15 protein-coding genes and 1 pseudogene are annotated in these 18,247 nt (G+C 57.3%); 5 read left to right on the forward strand and 11 right to left on the reverse strand.

Translation table 11 applies throughout. The features are described 5' to 3' along the window. Positions 1-6: 6 nt before the first annotated feature. From tnpB to PSH65_RS19035, 11 genes are all read right to left on the reverse strand, one after another. Positions 7-366, reverse strand: coding sequence for an IS66 family insertion sequence element accessory protein TnpB (tnpB, locus tag PSH65_RS18980; protein ID WP_049285761.1), 360 nt, complete (start codon positions 364-366; stop codon positions 7-9). Then, positions 293-1,960, reverse strand: coding sequence for an L-tyrosine/L-tryptophan isonitrile synthase family protein (locus PSH65_RS18985; RefSeq protein ID WP_305421758.1), 1,668 nt, complete (start codon positions 1,958-1,960; stop codon positions 293-295). Before PSH65_RS18985 ends, tnpB begins: the two co-directional genes overlap by 74 nt. Positions 1,961-1,987: 27 nt before the next feature. Further along, on the reverse strand, positions 1,988-2,704 hold the full coding sequence (locus PSH65_RS18990; RefSeq protein ID WP_348529769.1) for an HAD-IA family hydrolase: 717 nt from the start codon (positions 2,702-2,704) through the stop codon (positions 1,988-1,990). After that, complete coding sequence (locus PSH65_RS18995) at positions 2,704-3,699, reverse strand: isocyanide synthase family protein (RefSeq protein ID WP_305421760.1); 996 nt, start codon at positions 3,697-3,699, stop codon at positions 2,704-2,706. Before PSH65_RS18995 ends, PSH65_RS18990 begins: the two co-directional genes overlap by 1 nt. A 508-nt stretch (positions 3,700-4,207) precedes the next feature. Then, positions 4,208-4,903 carry a hypothetical protein gene (locus PSH65_RS19005; RefSeq protein ID WP_305421761.1) on the reverse strand — a complete coding sequence of 232 codons (696 nt, stop codon included), beginning with the start codon at positions 4,901-4,903 and terminating at the stop codon, positions 4,208-4,210. Between the two features lie 124 nt (positions 4,904-5,027). Next, entirely contained in the window at positions 5,028-5,459 is a 432-nt protein-coding gene (locus PSH65_RS19010) for a hypothetical protein (protein ID WP_305421762.1), read from the reverse strand. Between the two features lie 84 nt (positions 5,460-5,543). Beyond that, on the reverse strand, positions 5,544-6,092 hold the full coding sequence (locus tag PSH65_RS19015) for a cupin domain-containing protein (RefSeq protein ID WP_008011722.1): 549 nt from the start codon (positions 6,090-6,092) through the stop codon (positions 5,544-5,546). Between the two features lie 291 nt (positions 6,093-6,383). After that, the gene (locus PSH65_RS19020; protein WP_305421763.1) at positions 6,384-7,685 is read right to left on the reverse strand and encodes a transposase; all 1,302 of its coding nucleotides are present in this window, start codon (positions 7,683-7,685) and stop codon (positions 6,384-6,386) included. A 421-nt stretch (positions 7,686-8,106) separates the two neighbouring features. Next, on the reverse strand, positions 8,107-9,390 hold the full coding sequence (locus PSH65_RS19025; RefSeq protein ID WP_305421764.1) for an FAD-binding oxidoreductase: 1,284 nt from the start codon (positions 9,388-9,390) through the stop codon (positions 8,107-8,109). A gap of 52 nt (positions 9,391-9,442) precedes the next feature. Then, positions 9,443-10,933: an aldehyde dehydrogenase gene (locus tag PSH65_RS19030; RefSeq protein WP_305421765.1), complete on the reverse strand. Its 1,491-nt coding sequence runs from the start codon at positions 10,931-10,933 to the stop codon at positions 9,443-9,445. Positions 10,934-11,142: 209 nt separating this feature from the next. Continuing rightward, positions 11,143-12,519, reverse strand: coding sequence for a glutamine synthetase family protein (locus tag PSH65_RS19035; RefSeq protein ID WP_050681361.1), 1,377 nt, complete (start codon positions 12,517-12,519; stop codon positions 11,143-11,145). Between the two features lie 279 nt (positions 12,520-12,798). Between PSH65_RS19035 and PSH65_RS19040 the strand changes: the two are divergent. The 5 genes and pseudogenes from PSH65_RS19040 to PSH65_RS19060 all read left to right on the forward strand — a co-directional run bounded on the left by PSH65_RS19040 (position 12,799) and on the right by PSH65_RS19060 (position 18,172). Beyond that, positions 12,799-13,560 (forward strand): annotated as a pseudogene (locus tag PSH65_RS19040) (gamma-glutamyl-gamma-aminobutyrate hydrolase family protein). A gap of 369 nt (positions 13,561-13,929) precedes the next feature. Further along, positions 13,930-15,072, forward strand: a complete 1,143-nt coding sequence (gene potA, locus PSH65_RS19045) for a polyamine ABC transporter ATP-binding protein (RefSeq protein ID WP_030128944.1) — start codon at positions 13,930-13,932, stop codon at positions 15,070-15,072. A 29-nt stretch (positions 15,073-15,101) separates the two neighbouring features. Beyond that, the gene (locus tag PSH65_RS19050; RefSeq protein ID WP_305427017.1) at positions 15,102-15,983 is read left to right on the forward strand and encodes an ABC transporter permease subunit; all 882 of its coding nucleotides are present in this window, start codon (positions 15,102-15,104) and stop codon (positions 15,981-15,983) included. Next, a complete protein-coding gene (locus tag PSH65_RS19055) occupies positions 15,980-16,864 on the forward strand; it encodes an ABC transporter permease subunit (RefSeq protein ID WP_305421766.1) in 885 nt (294 codons plus the stop codon). Before PSH65_RS19050 ends, PSH65_RS19055 begins: the two co-directional genes overlap by 4 nt. Before the next feature lie 210 nt (positions 16,865-17,074). Next, positions 17,075-18,172 carry a polyamine ABC transporter substrate-binding protein gene (locus PSH65_RS19060; protein ID WP_305421767.1) on the forward strand — a complete coding sequence of 366 codons (1,098 nt, stop codon included), beginning with the start codon at positions 17,075-17,077 and terminating at the stop codon, positions 18,170-18,172. The last annotated feature ends 75 nt before the right edge of the window (positions 18,173-18,247 follow it).

Here is an 18,247-nt window from a genome sequence, read left to right on the forward strand (position 1 = left end):
ACCGGGTCAGGCTACGTAGCGTGGGGTCAAAACCTGGTGAGGACGGTTGCGCCACAGGTCAAAACCGTCAAGCAGCCAGTTCAGTTCCTGGACGGTCAGAACGATCACTTCATCGCTGAGATCAGGCGATGTTTTGAATCGTTCGGACTCCAAGCGCTTAAGCCAAAGGCAGAAGCCGTTGCGCTCCCAGTACAAAATCTTCACGCGGTTACGGGGCTTGTTGAGAAAGACGAAGAGCACGGGATCGAACACCGCCACTTTTATATCCAGCTCGACCAGCGCAGCGAGGCCATCAATGGACTTTCTGAAGTCCACGGGCTTGGGGTAGAGATAGACTTTTTCGACTTTGGCGTCGGGTCGCATCATGGCGAGCTGGCTCCTGAGGGAATCGGGAGCACAGCATCCGTGATCGGCTATGCACTTTGAATGTGGGGTTCATGGAGCGGTTACGAATGAGTTCGCCGCTGCGGGGGTGATGATCCACCAGGCTGTACATGCGTGGCGAACCACCGAAGTAGGTCATTTTGGTGTAGTAGGTGATGTTCACATCCTGCCATTGTCGGGCGACTTGCTGCCCGACTTTGCGCAGTACGTTTCGGCTGTCAACGATGGTGGTTTGGCCCTCGCCCGGCTGCGGTGCGGTCTTGCAATACAGCATGAATTTGCTGGCGCAGAATTTCGGGTTGCGTTGAACCTGTGCGTCGCTGTCGGGCAGCATGTTCAGGTCCCAGTGCAAAGGCGTTTTTTCCAGCGAGTGCACCACACCTTGGGGTTTGTCCGCAGGCTTGACCACGTGTACGGCACCGAAGGCCCATTCGTACAGCGTGCCGAAGCGTTCGCAGCTGCGGGCGAAACTGTCCTGATCGTCGAAGCGACAGCCCTTGAGGCAGACGAAACCGAAGGTTTCCACCAGCGCCTCCAGCAGACCCGTGGACAGTCGCTCGAAACCCAGCCCCAATGGGTCCCGCACTACCAGGCCAAAGAGCGGAAGTTTTTGCAGTTCGTATTCGAAGCCTTTGGCCTGAGGGTTTTCTGTTTGGTGGTAGAGCCATGGCCGGCCTTGAAAGGTGACCAGCACATGGTGGTCGAGGTCGACTTGGGCGCGGGCGCGAAGGGTTTGGCTACCATCGAGGTTGCACACCGGTACGGCGTGCCAGGGGCTGTCGACACGGGTCAGCCCTTCGGCCAAGCCGAAGGTGAATTTGGGCCCGGCATTGCTGTACTGATGGACCGACAATCGAATGTCATCGCCGAAGAAGCGATCCACTGCCGCATTCAGTGCCTGCCCTCGATACATCATTTGGTAGGCTTTGAAGTTGATTTGCTGCAGGTACTCGTCCTCGCTCTGCCCGTCTTCACGGCACAGACGCAGGTCGTTGTAGAGGTGACTGCAGAGGTTGTCATGCGCCCGGCTGAGGGATTCATCATCGCGGCTCTGCTCGATCAGGTCCCCGAGGTTTTTCCACGGCAAGCGGGCCTGCTTGATCAGGCTGGCACGAACCGACTCGGCACTTTGGGCCTGTGGGAACAGGTCTTCCATGCTGACCCACTGAATCGTGTGGGTGGTGCACAGTTCACGCAAAGCCCGGTTGTAGGTCTCGCGAACGTCGTCGGCCACCCCGACGATGTCATTGAACGTCGTGCCGTCACTGAGGATCGACACCACACAGCCCGGAGCGTGCAGCGCGGCGATGGCTTGGCCGAGTTGGTCGAGGCGTTCGATGGCGATGACCTCGCCGTAGTCCGGCAGCACGCCGAATGTCTGGTCAATGGCGTTCGGCGACTTGCAGGGAAAACCCGGCAGTACCAGACGCACCGGCAGGCTCTGATCGAAGTAATGCCCCAGGCGTAGCGCGAGATGCGCTCTGCCTTGTGTGTCGAAACAATCATCCGTGCCTTTGAGCAGATAACCCGCGAGCAAATCGCTGACGGCAGCGATCCATGCGTCTCTATGTTCCATAGAACAACTTCCTTGAGAGTGTGTGTATCAATAGGATTTAACGGTGTCGCCATGCTCGGTGAACGCATGCGCTGTACCGCAGACTTGCTGCAGAATGCGCAGCAACCCGGCCGGCTGTTCGCAGCAGAAGTTCGGGGCCTGGGCCTGCAATGCTGGGCTCAGGCCATATCCCCAGGTGACCGCCGCCGAGTACATGCCTGCAGCACGGGCGGTCTTCAGATCGATCTCGGTGTCACCGACGAACAAGCAGCGTTGCGGATCAACCGACAATCGCCGGGCGGCTTCCCATGCGACATCCGGCTGAGGCTTGAGCGCCCTGCCCGCGCGATGCCCCAGAATCGTCCCGAAGGTACTTTGTGGAAGCAGCGCATCGGCTACTTGCCGGGCCATTTCGTCAGCCTTGTTGGTGACGATAGCCAGCGGCACTTCCAACTGGCGACAGCCTTCAAGCAATTCCAATACGCCGCTGAATGGCCGGGAAAATTGAAGCAGGTTGTTTTGGTAGAGCGCTACATAGCGCTGGTGCATGGCGAGCGCATCAGCGACACCAAACTGCGTGGCAACTCGCTCGATCATCGCCGTGGTGCCGCCGCCGATGTAACCGCGCACTGTTTCTGTAGTCAGCGTCGGACAACCGTGCTCGAGCAATACCTGGTTCAGGCACCAGGTGATGTCAGGCAAGGTGTCGACCAAGGTCCCATCCAAATCGAAGAGTACGGCTTCGACCGGCAACCGAGACGCCATCATTGAGCACTCGCGTAGTGACAAGGACGCCCCTTGCGGAACACTAAGCGGTGGTAGCGTTCATCGACATTGCTGCGTTTTTCGAGGGTGACCACACCCCGTCGCTTGATCGCCACCGAATGCCAGGGCGTACGCCACAGGTCACTGGTTGGCACCAGCCGAATACCGATCTTCGTCGACACCGCCAATTGCGGGTGAATCGACAGGCGCAGGCAATGCGGGTAGCGCGCCTGTAACAGCGCACTCCAGGCTTCACTGCGCTGGATCACCCGCTGCGAGGCCGGTTTGGCGACCTTCTTCACCGCATTAAGGCTCATGCCGGCGAATACTTTCAGTCCCGAGTAATCCTCGGACAGGAAGCGATGGATACCGCAGTACATCAACATCATGTGCGGATCATCCTTGAAGCGCTGCTGCAACAAGATCAATGACTGACCGTGCTCGATCATCATCTCCTCACGCATGGCGTCCAGACAATCCAGCGGAGGATAGGCATCCCTGAGATCGAAATGGGCGAACGTGCCGGGATAGTGCTGTTCGGCATAGTCCTGGATAGCGTCGGTGTAGGCTTTGACGTCCGCATCGGGAACATGCACCAGGTCAGAGAACACATAGCCATCGGAGCAGATATGAATCAGCGCCCCCGGTGCGTAGATCTCCTGGATCTCCTTGCACAGGCGATGTAACTCGTCGATTGCATGATGCTCAGCAAGATCAGGCAGATGGCTGAGGGTTTTCTTGCGGCTGGGCGACTTGCCGGGAAAGGCTGGCAAGACCATTTCGACCTTGCGACCGCTCTCGACCGCCTGCATGACTTTCGCTAGATGGGGTTCCAGTACCTGCAACGAAAGTTCGGGATCCTGCCCCGGGGCAAGGCTACGACGTCGAAACAGGCATTCGAGGATTTGCTGGGCAATGTTCATGTGTGGGGTGTTCTGGTGCTCGTGCATCAGCTGACCGCACACCTGTTGAGCAACGGTGTTTGAACCTTGCATAGACAATCCCTTGTGTGGTGAATAACGGCCATTTCTTGGCCTCAGCAGATATTCCTTACCTGCGGGCGGCTAAATTCCTACAAGTCGTGAGGGCTGTCAATCGTGGCAATCAGGAATATTGCGGGCTGCACGATTCCCTCCCGTGGTGTAGGCACCGATGCATTGGTCCCGTATCGCTTGAAGGCGAATGTCGAACGCCATCTGGGCATCGCAGTGCGTGGCTCGTCTAATCTCGAACATTTCATTCCCCATTAACCATTGGTAGACGGAGAACTAAAAAGCCCCGTCCATTTCTGGCGGGGCCTTGGGTAATTACGTCATATCCTGTGAACGCATGACCTCATGGCCCGCCAGAAGCGGTCATGGAGGTGCATATCATGTTCATGTGGCGTGTGTAGGTCATGGGCTGATAGTGTTTTGGAGATCCGGGTTGTCAATTTTGAGGGATAAATAAATGCGTCCCCTTTTAGCCCGCCGTCCCTTTTAGCCCGCACTCTTTTAGCCACATTCAAGGTTTGTACTTTAGGTATTGTTTTTGCCCTTCGCTTTTTAATAGCCCAGCTTTAGGCACCTGAAATGTACGGAATGAGACGCCCGATTGGTCTGTATGCTCACGCTTGAGCAAATAAAACATATCGTCCGACTCCGCCACTTGGCATGCAGTGTAACTGTCAAGATTACGATACTCCAGAGTACGCTCTTCACACTTTGCTGCTGTTTTGAGTGCAGCATTACGACCGGACTCTGAGGGTATACTGACGGTGATATACCACGCGAAACTGGCAAATCCAGCAAGCACTATAGAGGCAATTAAAAACTTTAAGGGTACGCTTAACTCACTGGCTCGTTGGCGTCTTCGAAATATCCACCCAGATAGATTCGGTTGTGACGACAACTTCTTTCCTGGTTCTTCGCTCAACGCTATCACTATCGTAAAGGCAAAAACCAACGCAACGCTAAGCAAGATGGCCGCAATGGTCGCTCCTAGCCCAGCACCACCGTAGGCAGCAAGCTTTTGGGCACTAAAATTCATGCGATCAATTGGTACATCAAGAGTTAAATAATATTTCTCAAGGTGTGCGTATCCACTCAGAATGAAAGCTCCTAACATACTAGCGATTAAGAGCGACACCTCAACACTCCAGTACTTTTTGGATCGCTCCAATTCATTTACGCTTCTTAGCTCAAACCCTGACTCGCCCATTTCTGGATCTCCTTGCGATATATAAACTGGACTCCTTCACCATTAGATCAGGCAGTAAAAAGTAACAATACTATCTTACTCAAATACTTCCACCACCTTGCCCGCGTCTAAATCATGAAATCAATTAACGCCTTCTGCCCGGCTTCCAGACATAGTGAGAAAATACAAACATGGCACATACAAAAGCAAAAAATAAAACTCCAACGGCACCCCAGTTAGGCAAACCACTCAAGAATTTGATTTTATCTATCTGGGGGATAAAAACCACGGTTCCAATTGAAGCACCGATGAAGATTCCTACCCTGGAAGCTCGCACACTGGTGTAACTGCCATTCAACGTGTCATCGAGCTCCGTTTTCCGCAATCTTGGAACGTAGAAGCGCAAACCGAGAAAGCAAAGAACCACGTAAATTGCAAGCCAGATCGCATTAAAGTACGTGTCATCCAGGGCTATTAATTGTTTCAGCCCCAGCATGACTATCGCGGAATAAAAAGCTGCACAGGCAAAGACCATAGGCCATGCCCAGAGGTAATAGCGAATTTTTTGAACTTCCATAAACACATAATCCATCATGCGTGCAACATTAAAACCCTCAGAGCCCCGTATCCAATACGGGGACAACCTGAAGTTGTTAACTAATCAAAAGTTAGCCGGTGTGTTAGCACTGATGATTTCAGCCTCATCCGCCCCAATATTGCGAAACCGATGCGGCAGCGTCGTCGGAAAGTAATACCCATCCCCGGCATTCAACACACTAATCTGACCATCAACAGTGAGTTCAACAGTGCCACGGGTAACGAGCCCACACTCCTCCCCTTCAGCATGCACGATGGGCTCTTCACCAGAACTCGCCCCAGGTGCGTACTGCTCGCGTAAAAGCCGCATCTGCCGACTCGGCACCGAAGCCCCGATCAGCAACAACCGCAACCCATGACGGCCGAGATCCGGCTGTTCATTGGCGCGGAACACGTATTGGTGCTCACGCGGCGGTTGGTCGAAGGTGAAGAAGTCCGCCAAGGACATGGGAATGCCTTCGAGCAGTTTTTTCAGGGAGCTGACGGAGGGACTGACGCGATTCTGTTCGATCAGGGAGATGGTGGCATTGGTGACGCCGCTACGCCGGGCCAGCTCGCGCTGGGACAGTTTGTAGCTTTCGCGTACTAATTTGAGTCGTGAGCCCGTGTCCATGACAGCCTTATGCGAAGAATACTTAAGGGGTAATGGGGGTGGGTGGCGGGCGACTGGTGGCCGCGGATTACGCCGTTTCCCGTCCCGGAACCGTGGAAGGCGGGTATTAAATCACGTTTGTTGGTGTTGCTCAGCAGGTTCGATAAACGGCAGATAAATCAAATAGGTGAATGATAGTCGTCCGTCCATGTACGAAACCTGTGAGAGCGGGCTTGCCCGCGATGGCGGTGTGTCAGGCGACATCAATGTTGACTGTGCTGCCCTCATCGCGGCATAGGTATCTACACATCTCTAAAGTCTTCGGCTGGCCACCCAGCCGATGGCCTCTTTAGCAAAACCCGCCAGTTCCTGGGGCGTGTATTGCTCCAATGTCTCGCACATGGCCAAAAGCATGTATAAACCGGCCAGCAGCGCGGAAGCCGTCACCGGCTGCGAGCGCTTCATCTGTCGACCAGACAGACGGACCAAAAAATCCCGTGTTTGCTCAGCAAACTCCCCCTCTGCCCGCATCAGACGCCAACTGACCGCACACGCCTGACTGGCAATCAGCAGCCGTTTGAACACGGCTTCACCGCTTTCTTGCTGCCAGTTTTCCAGCTGCTGCCCGCCACCTTTGAGCAGTTTGAAGTAGGACTCAATACGCCAGCGCCAGTAATACCAGAGCGCCAATCGTTCACCCGCGACCTCTTGTTCAAGGTTGCTCAGCAAATACCATTCGGCCAGCAAATGACCGTCCGCCCCCATGATTCGGCTAACGATCAACCGCGCCGGTAATGGCTCCCCAGACTTATGCCGTGTCTTGCGTTCGGTCCTGTCTTTGAGAAACGGCTGAGCTTTGCGAGTCAGTACGACTGAGGTTTCCCCGACCCATTGAATCGCAGGCTTGCCTTTGTATTCAACCTTGCGGGTTTCTTTGTAAATGAGCCCATTGCCGATCTGGCTTAGCGGCTGATATTGGCCTTCATAACTCGCTGTAGAGCCCGCTTTTACACGTAACAGCCAGTTCCAGTTCTCAGCTTGCCACTGCCTCATGTGAGCCACAGAGTCAGCTTCTCGATCCACAATATGGACCAGAGGCTTGGCAAATTTTTGTTGCTCCAACCAAGCAATACGAGCGGTTAGCTCATCCAGATGTTTTTCAGGAACCAGCACTTCTTCGGCTCGCGTGCTGAGCACGCCGTCCCTGGTCGCTAGATTCTGAGCAGGAGTACAGATCGGTGCACCGTCACGATCCGTGACGAGCAGGCTGCTTTGCAGCTCGTAACCGATGTCGCCCCGGTGGGTCATTTGCAGGCGATCAGCCTTGCTGTGGTGGTGCATGTAATTGAGCCGAGACCAATCATGCATGACCAGCGCGTAATCATCGCAGTCATCTCGACAACCCTCGTGGGCTAACGCCAGCAGCGGTTTAACCAGGTCAACGGGCCGAACCCGGTCATTGCTCAAAAATCGCCAAAGGGCTTGCGTCTGTGCAAAAGCCTTGTCGCTTCGCGGCAAGGCTTTCATCCCGGCGGCCAGCGCCGGTAGTCCATTACTGTGTCCCATGACTAACTCGTCGTATCGTTTTGTCAGTCGGGCATCTAGCCCGGTCATTTGATATCCATGCCGTCCCTTTATAGACCAGGATCGGGAGATGTGTAGATACCTATGCTCATCGCGGGCAAGCCCGCTCCCACAGTGGTTGGTGTTGTTCGCAAAATTTGTATGTCGCCAATCCCCTTGTGAGAGCGAGCCTGCTCGCGATGGCGGTGTGTCGGGCGACATCGATGGCGGCTGATATGACCTCATCGCGAGCAGGCTCGCTCCCAGTTTGGTCCCGGTTGACCACCCATTTGGTGTGTTCGGCCTGGATCCCTGTGGGAGCGGGCTTGCCCGCGATGGCGGTGTGTCAGGCGATATCAATGTTGACTGTGCTGCCCTCTTCGCAAGCCCGCTCCCACAGGGGTTGCGGTGCCCTGCCATGACTGGCATTGGCCGGCGGCACATTTTTGGGGGGCCGCCGGTAAGGTTTTACTTAGATCCCGAACCGATCGCGCAGCGCGTAATACGCGGCGCCCATGGCGGTGAGTGGGGCCTGGAAGGTGCGGCCGCCGAGCATGGGCATATGCGGGAGCGAGGCGAAAGCATCGAAGCGTTCGGCGTCGCCGCGGATCATTTCCGAGATGAGCTTGCCGGCCAGGTGTGAGCAGGTGACGCCGTGGCCGCTGTAGCCTTGCATGTAGTAGGCGTTTTTCTCGATGCGGCCGAATTGCGGCATGCGGGACATGGTCAGCAGGAAGTTGCCGGTCCAGCGGTAGTCGATTTTTACGTCCTTCAATTGCGGGAAGGTTTTGAGGATTTTTGGTTTGATCAGTTGTTCGATGTCGTCGGGCTCGCGGGCGCCGTAGACCACGCCGCCACCGTACAGCAGGCGGTTGTCAGCGGTGAGGCGGTAGTAGTCGAGCAGGTAGTTGCAGTCTTCGACGCAGTAGTTGTTGGTGATCAGGCTGCGGGCGACACGTTCGGACAGCGGCTCGGTGACGACGATTTGCGAACCGCAGGGCATGCTTTTGCGCGTGACGCGGTTGTCGAGGTCTTGAGGCAGGTAGGCGTTGCCGGCGATCAGCAGGTATTTGGCCCGCACCACGCCTTTGGCGGTGCGCACGGTGATCGGTTCGCCGTAGGTGATTTCCACGGCGGCGGATTGTTCGTAGATTTTGCCGCCCAGGCTGATAATCGCGGCGGCTTCGCCGAGGGCCAGGTTCAGCGGGTGGATGTGGCCGCCCTGCATGTCGAGCAGGCCGCCGACGTAGTTGTCGCAACCCACTTCGCGCTTGATGTCAGCCGCGTCGAGCATTCTCAGGTTTTTATTGCCATAGCGTTCCCAACTATTCTTCTGCTCGGCCAGGCCGTTGAGTTGTTTTTTGTTCAGCGCTGCGAAGATGCCGCCGGGGCGATAGTCGCATTTGATGTCGTACTCTTTGATGCGCGAACGGATGATGTCGGCGCCTTCGAAGATCATGCTGCCGAGCACTTCGGCGGTTTTGTCGCCGTAGCGTTCTTCGATCACATCGACGTCGCGGCTGTAGGAGTTGACCAGTTGACCACCATTGCGACCGCTGGCGCCGAAGCCGACTTTGGCGGCTTCCAGTACGGTGACGCTGTAGCCCGCTTCGCTGAGGAACAGCGCCGAGGACAGACCGGTGTAGCCGGCGCCGATCACGCAGACGTCGCACTCCACCAGTTCTTCAAGAATCGGGAAGTCGGCCGTGTGATTGCGGGTCGCGGCGTAGTAGCTGTTTACATGGGTTTGTTTCATACGTTTCTCCGAGGGCCGCCGGCATGTGCCGGCGACCGCCGCTGTAAAAGTGTTAGAGCTTGATCCAGGTCGCTTTGAGTTCGGTGTACTTGTCGAACGCGTGCAGCGATTTGTCCCGACCGTTACCCGACTGTTTGAACCCGCCGAACGGCGCGGTCATGTCGCCGCCGTCGTACTGGTTGACCCAGACGCTGCCGGCGCGCAAGCCGCGAGCGAAGGTGTGGGCCTTGCTGAGATTGCTGGTCCATACGCCGGCGGCCAGACCGAAGATGCTGTCGTTGGCGATCTGCAGGGCTTCTTCCGCGGTGTCGAAGGTGATCAGCGACAGCACCGGGCCGAAGATTTCTTCCCGGGCGATGGTCATGGCGTTGGTCACGCCGTCGAATATCGCCGGTTCCACGTACAGGCCACCGGTGTCTGCGAGGGTACGATTGCCGCCAGCAATTAATTGCGCGCCCTGGTCTTTGCCGATCTGGATGTAGCGCAGCACGTTCTCCAGTTGGCGCTGGTCGACGACTGCGCCAACAGTGGTTTCAGGATCGAGGGCATGGCCGGGTTTCCAGGCTTGCAGTGCTTCCACCAGCAGTGGAATGAATTGCTCGCGAATCGAACGCTCCACCAGCAGACGCGAGCCAGCGGTGCAGACTTCGCCCTGGTTGAAGGCGATCGCACTGGCCGCCGCTTTAGCGGCTGCACGCAAGTCTGGCGCATCGGCGAACACCACGTTCGGGCTCTTGCCGCCCGCTTCCAGCCAGACGCGTTTCATGTTGCTTTGCCCGGCGTAAATCAGCAGTTGCTTGGCAATCGCGGTCGAGCCGGTGAAGGCCAGCACGTCGACGTCCATGTGCAACGCCAACGCCTTGCCGACGGTGTGACCGAAGCCTGGCAGGACGTTGAACACGCCTTTGGGGATGCCGGCGTCGAGGGCCAGTTGCGCAATGCGAATGGCCGTCAGCGGTGACTTTTCCGAAGGTTTGAGAATGAACGAGTTGCCTGCCGCGAGGGCCGGGGCGAACTTCCAGCTGGCCATGATCAGCGGGAAATTCCACGGCACGATAGCAGCGACCACGCCTGTCGGTTCTCGGGTGATGAGGCCAAGTTGGTCGTGCGGTGTGGCGGCGACTTCGTCGTAGATTTTGTCGATGGCCTCGGCGCTCCAGCGGATCGCGTTGGCGGTCGCTGGGATGTCGATGCTCATGGAATCGCTGATCGGTTTGCCCATGTCGAGGGTTTCCAGCAGCGCCAGTTCTTCCTGGTTGGCGAGGATCAAGTCCGCGAAGCGAATCAAAATGCGCTTGCGTTCTGCGGGTGCCAACCGCGCCCAGATACCGGATTCGAATGTGCGGCGCGCGACGGCGACTGCCGCGTTGGCGTCGGCTTCGTCGGTGCTGGCGATGTTCGCCAGGAAGCGGCCGTCGACCGGGCTGATGCATTCGAACGTATCGCCGCTGAGTGCCGGGCGGTATTGGCCGTCGATGAATGCGCGGCCTTCTAGTGTGAGGGACTGGAAGCGTTGTTCCCAGTCGCTGCGAGTGTTTGTCATGGTTGTGACTCTACGCAGAGGAATAAATGATCGTTGACCAACTAAAGATTTGAAATGCGATCTCTGTGGGAGCGGGCTTGCCCGCAATTGCGGTGTATCAGGCGCCATTAATGTTGGCTGTGATTACGCCATCGCGGGCAAGCCCGCTCCCACAGGGGGTGGTGGTGTACACACGATTTGTGTACACCCACATTTCATCCTTGAGCCCATCAAACCGTGTGCAAGTACCAGTTGTACTCAAGGTCCGAGATGGAGTTTTCGAACTCGGCCAGCTCGCTTTCCTTGCACGCCACGAACACGTCGATGTACAGCGGGTCGATGTAGCGCGCCATGACTTCGCTGTCGTCCAGCTCGCGCAGCGCATCGCGCAGGTTGTTCGGCAGGCTTTGCTCGTTCTGCTCGTAGCTGTTGCCTTCGACCGGGGCGCCCGGTTCGATTTCGTTGGTCAGGCCGTGGTGAATACCGGCCAGTACCGACGCCATCAGCAGGTACGGGTTGGCATCGGCGCCGGCGACTCGGTGTTCGATGCGCACGGCATCTGCCGAACCGGTGGGCACACGTACCGCAACGGTACGGTTGTCGATGCCCCAGCTTGGCGAGTTCGGTACGTAGAACTGCGCGCCAAAACGGCGGTACGAGTTGACGTTCGGGCACAGGAACGCCATCTGCGCCGGCAGGGTCTCGAGCACACCGCCGATCGCGTGACGCAGTGCGGCGTTCTGCTCGGGATCCTCGCTGGCAAAGATGTTGTTGCCTTCTTTGTCGAGAATCGAAATGTGCACGTGCAAACCGTTGCCCGCCTGGCCCGGATACGGCTTGGCCATGAAGGTGGTGTCCATCTCGTGGTCGTAGGCGATGTTCTTCACCAGACGCTTGAGCAACACCGCGTAGTCGCAGGCCTTTATCGGGTCAGAGACGTGATGCAGGTTTACTTCGAATTGCGCCGGGGCGCTTTCCTTGACGATGGCGTCGGCAGGAATGCCCTGCTCTTTCGCGCCTTCGAGGATGTCTTGCAGGCAGTCAACGTATTCATCCAGATCATCGATCAGATACACCTGAGTAGAGTGCGGACGTTTGCCGGACACCGGCGAGCGTGGCGACTGCGGACGACCGTTCACGTTGTCCTGGTCGATCAGATAGAACTCCAGTTCGAACGCTGCGCAAATGGTCAGGCCCATGTCATCGAACTTGCTCACCACCTGACGCAACACTTCGCGCGGGTCAGCGAAGAACGGCTGGCCTTCGAGTTCGTGCATGGTCATTAACAGCTGCGCGGTCGGGCGCTTCTGCCAGGGTTCGATGCTGAGGGTATTGGGGATGGGGAAGCAGATGCGATCCGAGTCGCCGATGTCCAGACCCAGGCCGGTGCTTTCCACCGTAGAGCCGTTGATGTCCAGAGCAAACAGTGACGCCGGGAGGTTAATGCCTTTTTCGTAAACCTTATGAAGACTGGTGCGTTCGATGCGCTTGCCGCGCACCACACCGTTCATATCCGCAATCAGAAGGTCGACGTACAAAACCTCAGGATATTTCTTAAGGAATGCGTTTGCTTCGTTGAGTTGAACGGCACGCAGAGGGACCGACATGATGCACCTATTAGCTGTTAATTATTATGTTCACTTCACGCTCGAGAGCCAGTCAACCCGAACGGCAAAGTGAAGTCAATAGCGAACACCTGGCCTTTCAGCCTTTATTTTCTGGCCTTTTTTGGACACCAGAGTGCCAGATAAGGCTTGCACACCGCGTAGATCCTCAGCATCGGATGTCCGGCGTTTAGAATTTTTTACATGAGAGTTGTTAATTAAAATCAACAAGGCTAAGCTCCGGAAAAGCTCGTTCAAGTGTGAAACTTCGAGGTGATAAAAATGGCATTCAAGCCATTGATCGGCGTTACTGCGTGCATCAAACAGATTGGCCTGCACCCCTACCACGTCAGCGGCGACAAGTATTTGCGTGCTGTCAGCGTCGCGGCTTTGGGGTTGCCAGTGGTCATTCCTTCCTTAGGCGACCTGACCGAAATCGATGACCTGCTCGCGCAGCTCGACGGTCTGTTGCTGACCGGCTCGCCCTCGAATGTGGAACCCTTCCACTATCAAGGCCCGGCCAGTGCCCCCGGTACGGATCACGATCCGCAACGGGACGCCACCACCCTGCCCTTATTGCGCGCAGCCATTGCCGCCGGTATTCCGGTGCTCGGCATCTGCCGGGGCTTTCAGGAAATGAACGTGGCGTTCGGCGGCAGCCTGCATCAGAAGGTGCACGAACTGCCCGGCTACCTCGATCACCGCTAAGCGGATCACCCGGACCTGTCAGTGCAATACGCGCCTGCTCATGCGGTCAACGTGCAGCGAGGTGGTGTGTTTGAAGCGCTGGATTTGCCGCAGGTGTTCCAGGTGAACTCGATTCACAGCCAGGGCATCGACCGGCTCGCTCCCGGCCTGCGCGCTGAAGCTGTCGCACCGGATGGTTTGATCGAGGCAATTTCCGTCGAGCACAGCAAGGCCTTCGCCGTTGGCGTGCAATGGCACCCGGAATGGCAAGTGCTTTCGAATCCTCCTTATTTGAGTATTTTCCAGGCGTTTGGCGAGGCGTGCCGGCAACGGGCGGCGCTGCGTAATACGCGCTGACTTCAAACAGCATTCAACGATTTAACTGCCCCCGTGAGTCTGGCGGGCGTGCCTTTGCGCGCCGGTCGTTCACGTAATAGATGAACCGCAATAACAACAAGTACGACCAGGCAGCCAGGATGGCGGTGCCGAATAAGCCCGCGGTATGGGCAATGCCAGTCAGGCAAGCGCAAATCCCTGTGAGAGCGGGCTTGCCCGCGAAAGCGGTGTGTCAGGTATCGATGATTTCAACGACACACCGCCATCGCGGGCAAGCCCGCTCCCACAGGGGAATCAGTGCTCCTACAGGCATCGCCCGACCCGGGTTTGCAATCCACTCTTAAGTCAGGCCGCGTTGGCCCGACGACTGAAACCTGTTGGGAGTTTCATATGGCAAACGCCTCCAGCATCTACAGGAAGGCTCTTGAAGGTCACCAGGCACCGAAAAAGGTGTTGGTGAAAGTCGACCGCGTCACCAAGAAATTCGACGAAACCACCGCCGTGGACGATGTGTCCCTGGAGATCCATCAAGGGGAAATCTTCGCCCTGCTCGGCGGTTCCGGCTCGGGTAAATCGACGCTGCTGCGCATGCTCGCCGGCTTCGAACGCCCGACCGAAGGGCGGATTCTGCTCGACGGTGTCGACATCACCGACATGCCGCCGTACGAACGGCCGATCAACATGATGTTCCAGTCCTACGCACTGTTCCCGCACATGACGGTGGCGCAGAACATCGCCTTCGGTCTCAAGCAGGACCGTTTGCCCGCCAGCGAAATCGACGCCCGTGTCGAAGAAATGCTGCGGCTGGTGCACATGACCCAGTACGCCAAACGCAAACCCCATCAGTTGTCCGGCGGCCAGCGTCAGCGTGTGGCACTGGCGCGTTCATTGGCCAAGCGTCCTAAGCTGTTGTTGCTCGACGAACCGATGGGGGCACTGGATAAAAAGCTGCGCTCGCAGATGCAACTGGAGTTGGTGGAGATCATCGAGCGCGTCGGCGTGACCTGCGTGATGGTGACCCACGATCAGGAAGAAGCCATGACCATGGCCGAACGCATCGCGATCATGCACCTGGGCTGGATCGCTCAGATCGGCAGCCCGGTCGACATCTACGAAGCGCCGGTCAGCCGCATGGTCTGTGAGTTCATCGGCAACGTGAACGCCTTCGACGGAACCGTGGTCGAGGATCTGGAAGGTCACGCGATCATTCACAGCCCGGATCTGCAACAGAAGATTTACGTCGGCCACGGCGTGAGCACCTCGGTGCAGGACAAGTCGATCACCTACGCCATCCGCCCGGAAAAAATGCTGGTCAGCACCCTCAAGCCCGAAACCCGTTACAACTGGTCCGAAGGCAAGGTGCATGACATCGCCTACCTCGGCGGCCACTCGGTGTTTTACGTGGAGTTGCCCGGCGGCAAGATCGTCCAGTCGTTCATGGCCAACGCCGAACGCCGCGGTGCGCGCCCGACCTGGGACGATCAGGTCTACGTGTGGTGGGAAGACGACAGCGGCGTGGTACTGCGCTCATGAGAAACTTCAATCAGCAGTTCCTGCGCCTGGTGCCCAGTGGCCGCAAACTGGTCATCGGCATTCCGTTCCTGTGGCTGTGCCTGTTTTTCCTGTTGCCGTTCTTCCTGGTGATGAAGATCAGCTTCTCGGAAGCGGCGCTGGCCATTCCTCCTTACTCCGAGATCTACACCTTCGCCGAGCAGAAATTCCAGCTGTTGCTGAACCTCGGCAACTACTCGCTGCTGACCGAAGATGAGTTGTACATCTCGGCTTACTTCGGCTCGTTGAAGGTCGCGTTTTTAAGCACACTGATGTGCCTGGTGATCGGTTTCCCGATGGCCTACGCGATCACCAAGGCCAACAAGGAAACGCAGAACGTTCTGCTGCTGTTGATCATGATGCCGACCTGGACCGCGATCCTGATCCGCGTTTATGCGTGGATGGGCATTCTCAGCAACAACGGGTTGCTCAATGCATTCCTGATGTGGACCGGGCTCACGTCTCAGCCGATCGAGATCCTCAACACCAACATCGCCGTGTACATCGGGGTGGTTTACGCGTACCTGCCGTTCATGGTGTTGCCGCTTTACGCCAACCTGGTCAAGCACGATGGAAGTCTGCTGGAAGCCGCGTCGGACCTGGGCTCGAGCAACTTCAACAACTTCTGGAAAATCACCGTGCCGCTGGCCAAGAACGGGATCATCGCCGGTTGCATGCTGGTGTTCATTCCCGTGGTCGGTGAGTTCGTGATTCCGGAACTGCTGGGTGGCCCGGAAACCCTGATGATCGGCCGCGTGCTGTGGCAGGAGTTCTTCAACAACCGCGACTGGCCGGTGGCGTCCGCCCTGGCGGTGGTGATGCTGGCGATCCTGATTGTGCCGATTCTGCTGTTCAACCGTAGCCAGGCCAAAGAGATGGAGGGACGGGGATGAAACGCTTCGGATTTTCAAAGTTCATGCTGATTTTCGGCCTGTCGTTTATCTACCTGCCGATGCTGATTCTGGTGATCTACTCGTTCAACGCTTCGAAACTGGTGACGGTGTGGGGCGGTTGGTCGGTGAAGTGGTATGTCGGCCTGCTCGACAACTCGCAATTGATGGGCTCGGTGGTGCGCTCGCTGGAAATCGCCTGCTACACCGCGATTGCGGCGGTAGCGCTGGGCACCCTCGCCGCTTTCGTGCTCACCCGCGTGACGCGCTTCAAGGGTCGTACGCTGTTTGGTGGTCTGGTGACGGCGCCGCTGGTGATGCCGGAAGTGATCACCGGTCTGTCGCTGTTGCTGCTGTTCGTGGCCATGGCGCAGTTGATCGGCTGGCCGCAGGAGCGTGGTTTGGTGACGATCTGGATCGCTCACACCACGTTCTGTGCAGCGTATGTGGCGGTGGTCGTGTCGGCGCGCTTGCGTGAGCTGGACCTGTCGATTGAAGAAGCGGCGATGGACTTGGGTGCGCGTCCGTTCAAGGTGTTCTTTCTGATCACCATTCCGATGATCGCGCCGTCGCTGGCGGCGGGCGGCATGATGTCGTTTGCTCTGTCGCTGGATGATCTGGTGTTGGCGAGTTTCGTCTCTGGCCCCGGCTCGACGACGCTGCCGATGGAAGTGTTTTCGGCGGTGCGTCTGGGCGTGAAGCCTGAGATCAATGCCGTGGCCAGTCTGATTCTGCTGGCGGTGTCGCTGGTGACGTTCCTGGTCTGGTACTTCAGCCGCAAGGCCGAAGCCACGCGCAAACGGGCGATCCAGGAAGCGATGGACCAGACCGCCAGCGAGTCCTGGCAGCAACCGAAAAAGAAAATGGCAGAAGCGACGGCCTAGTGCCACTAATGTTCAGTTAAGTGAGCACCCTCCTGTGGCGAGCGAGCTTGCTCGCGCTTGAGTGCGCAGCACTCACAAAATAGGCAAAGGTTGCCAGAATTTTGGGGGCCGCTACGCAGCCCAGCGGGAGCAAGCTCCCTCGCCACAGGTTTTGTGTTCACTGCACTTTTGCTTTGCGTATTTGAATAAAAAGAAAATGGAGTTGTACCGATGAAAATGTTTGGCAGGACTCTGCTGACACTGTCCTTATTGGGCGCGATGGCTACCGGTGCCCAGGCCAATGACAAGGTATTGCGCGTCTACAACTGGTCGGATTACATCGCCCCGGACACGGTCAAGAAGTTCGAGGACGAGACCGGCATCCGCGTGACCTACGATGTGTTCGACAGTAATGAAACCCTTGAGGCACGCTTGCTGGCCGGTAAATCCGGCTACGACATTGTGGTGCCGTCCAACAGTTTCCTGGCCAAGCAGATCAAGGCCGGCGTGTATCAGCCGCTGGATAAATCGAAGTTGCCGAACTGGAAAAACCTCAACCCGGTACTGCTGAAAAACGCCTCTGCCAGCGATCCTGACAATGGCCACGCTTTCCCGTACATGTGGGGTTCGATCGGCATCGGTTACAACCCGGCCAAGGTCAAGGAAGTGCTGGGCACTGATGCGCCGGTGAATTCCTGGGACTTGCTGTTCAAACCGGAAAACGCCGCGAAGCTCAAAGCCTGCGGCATCAGTTTCCTCGATTCGCCGACAGAAATGCTCCCCGCCGCCCTGCACTATCTGGGCTACCCGGTGAACTCCCAGGACAAGGCGCAGATCGCCGAAGCCGAAGCGCTGTTCATGAAGATTCGCCCGTCGGTGGCTTATTTCCATTCGTCGAAGTACATCTCCGACCTGGCTAACGGCAACATCTGCGTCGCCGTCGGTTACTCCGGCGACGTGCTGCAAGCCAAGGCCCGCGCCCAGGAAGCTGGCGACAAGGTGAAAATCGAATACAGCATCCCGAAAGAAGGTGCCGGCAGCTTTTACGACATGGTCGCCATCCCACGGGACGCGGCCAACGTCGACAACGCCTACCTGTTCATGAACTTCCTGATGCGCCCGGACATCATCGCCGAAGTCACCAACAGCGTCGGCTACAGCAACGCCAACGCGGCGGCCACGCCGTTGGTGGATGAAGCCATTCGCGACGACCCGGGTTCCTACCCGCCGCAAGCGGTGATGGCGACGTTGTATGCGATTCCAGATATGCCGATTGCTACACAGAGGGTGATGACCCGGGGCTGGACGCGGGTGAAGCTCGGTAAGTGATTCACGATCGAACACAAAATATCTGACTACCACGGACCAAAATGTGGGAGCGGGCTTGCTCGCGAAGGCGCCATC

The organism is Pseudomonas sp. FP603, from assembly GCF_030687415.1.
GTDB lineage: Bacteria > Pseudomonadota > Gammaproteobacteria > Pseudomonadales > Pseudomonadaceae > Aquipseudomonas > Aquipseudomonas wuhanensis.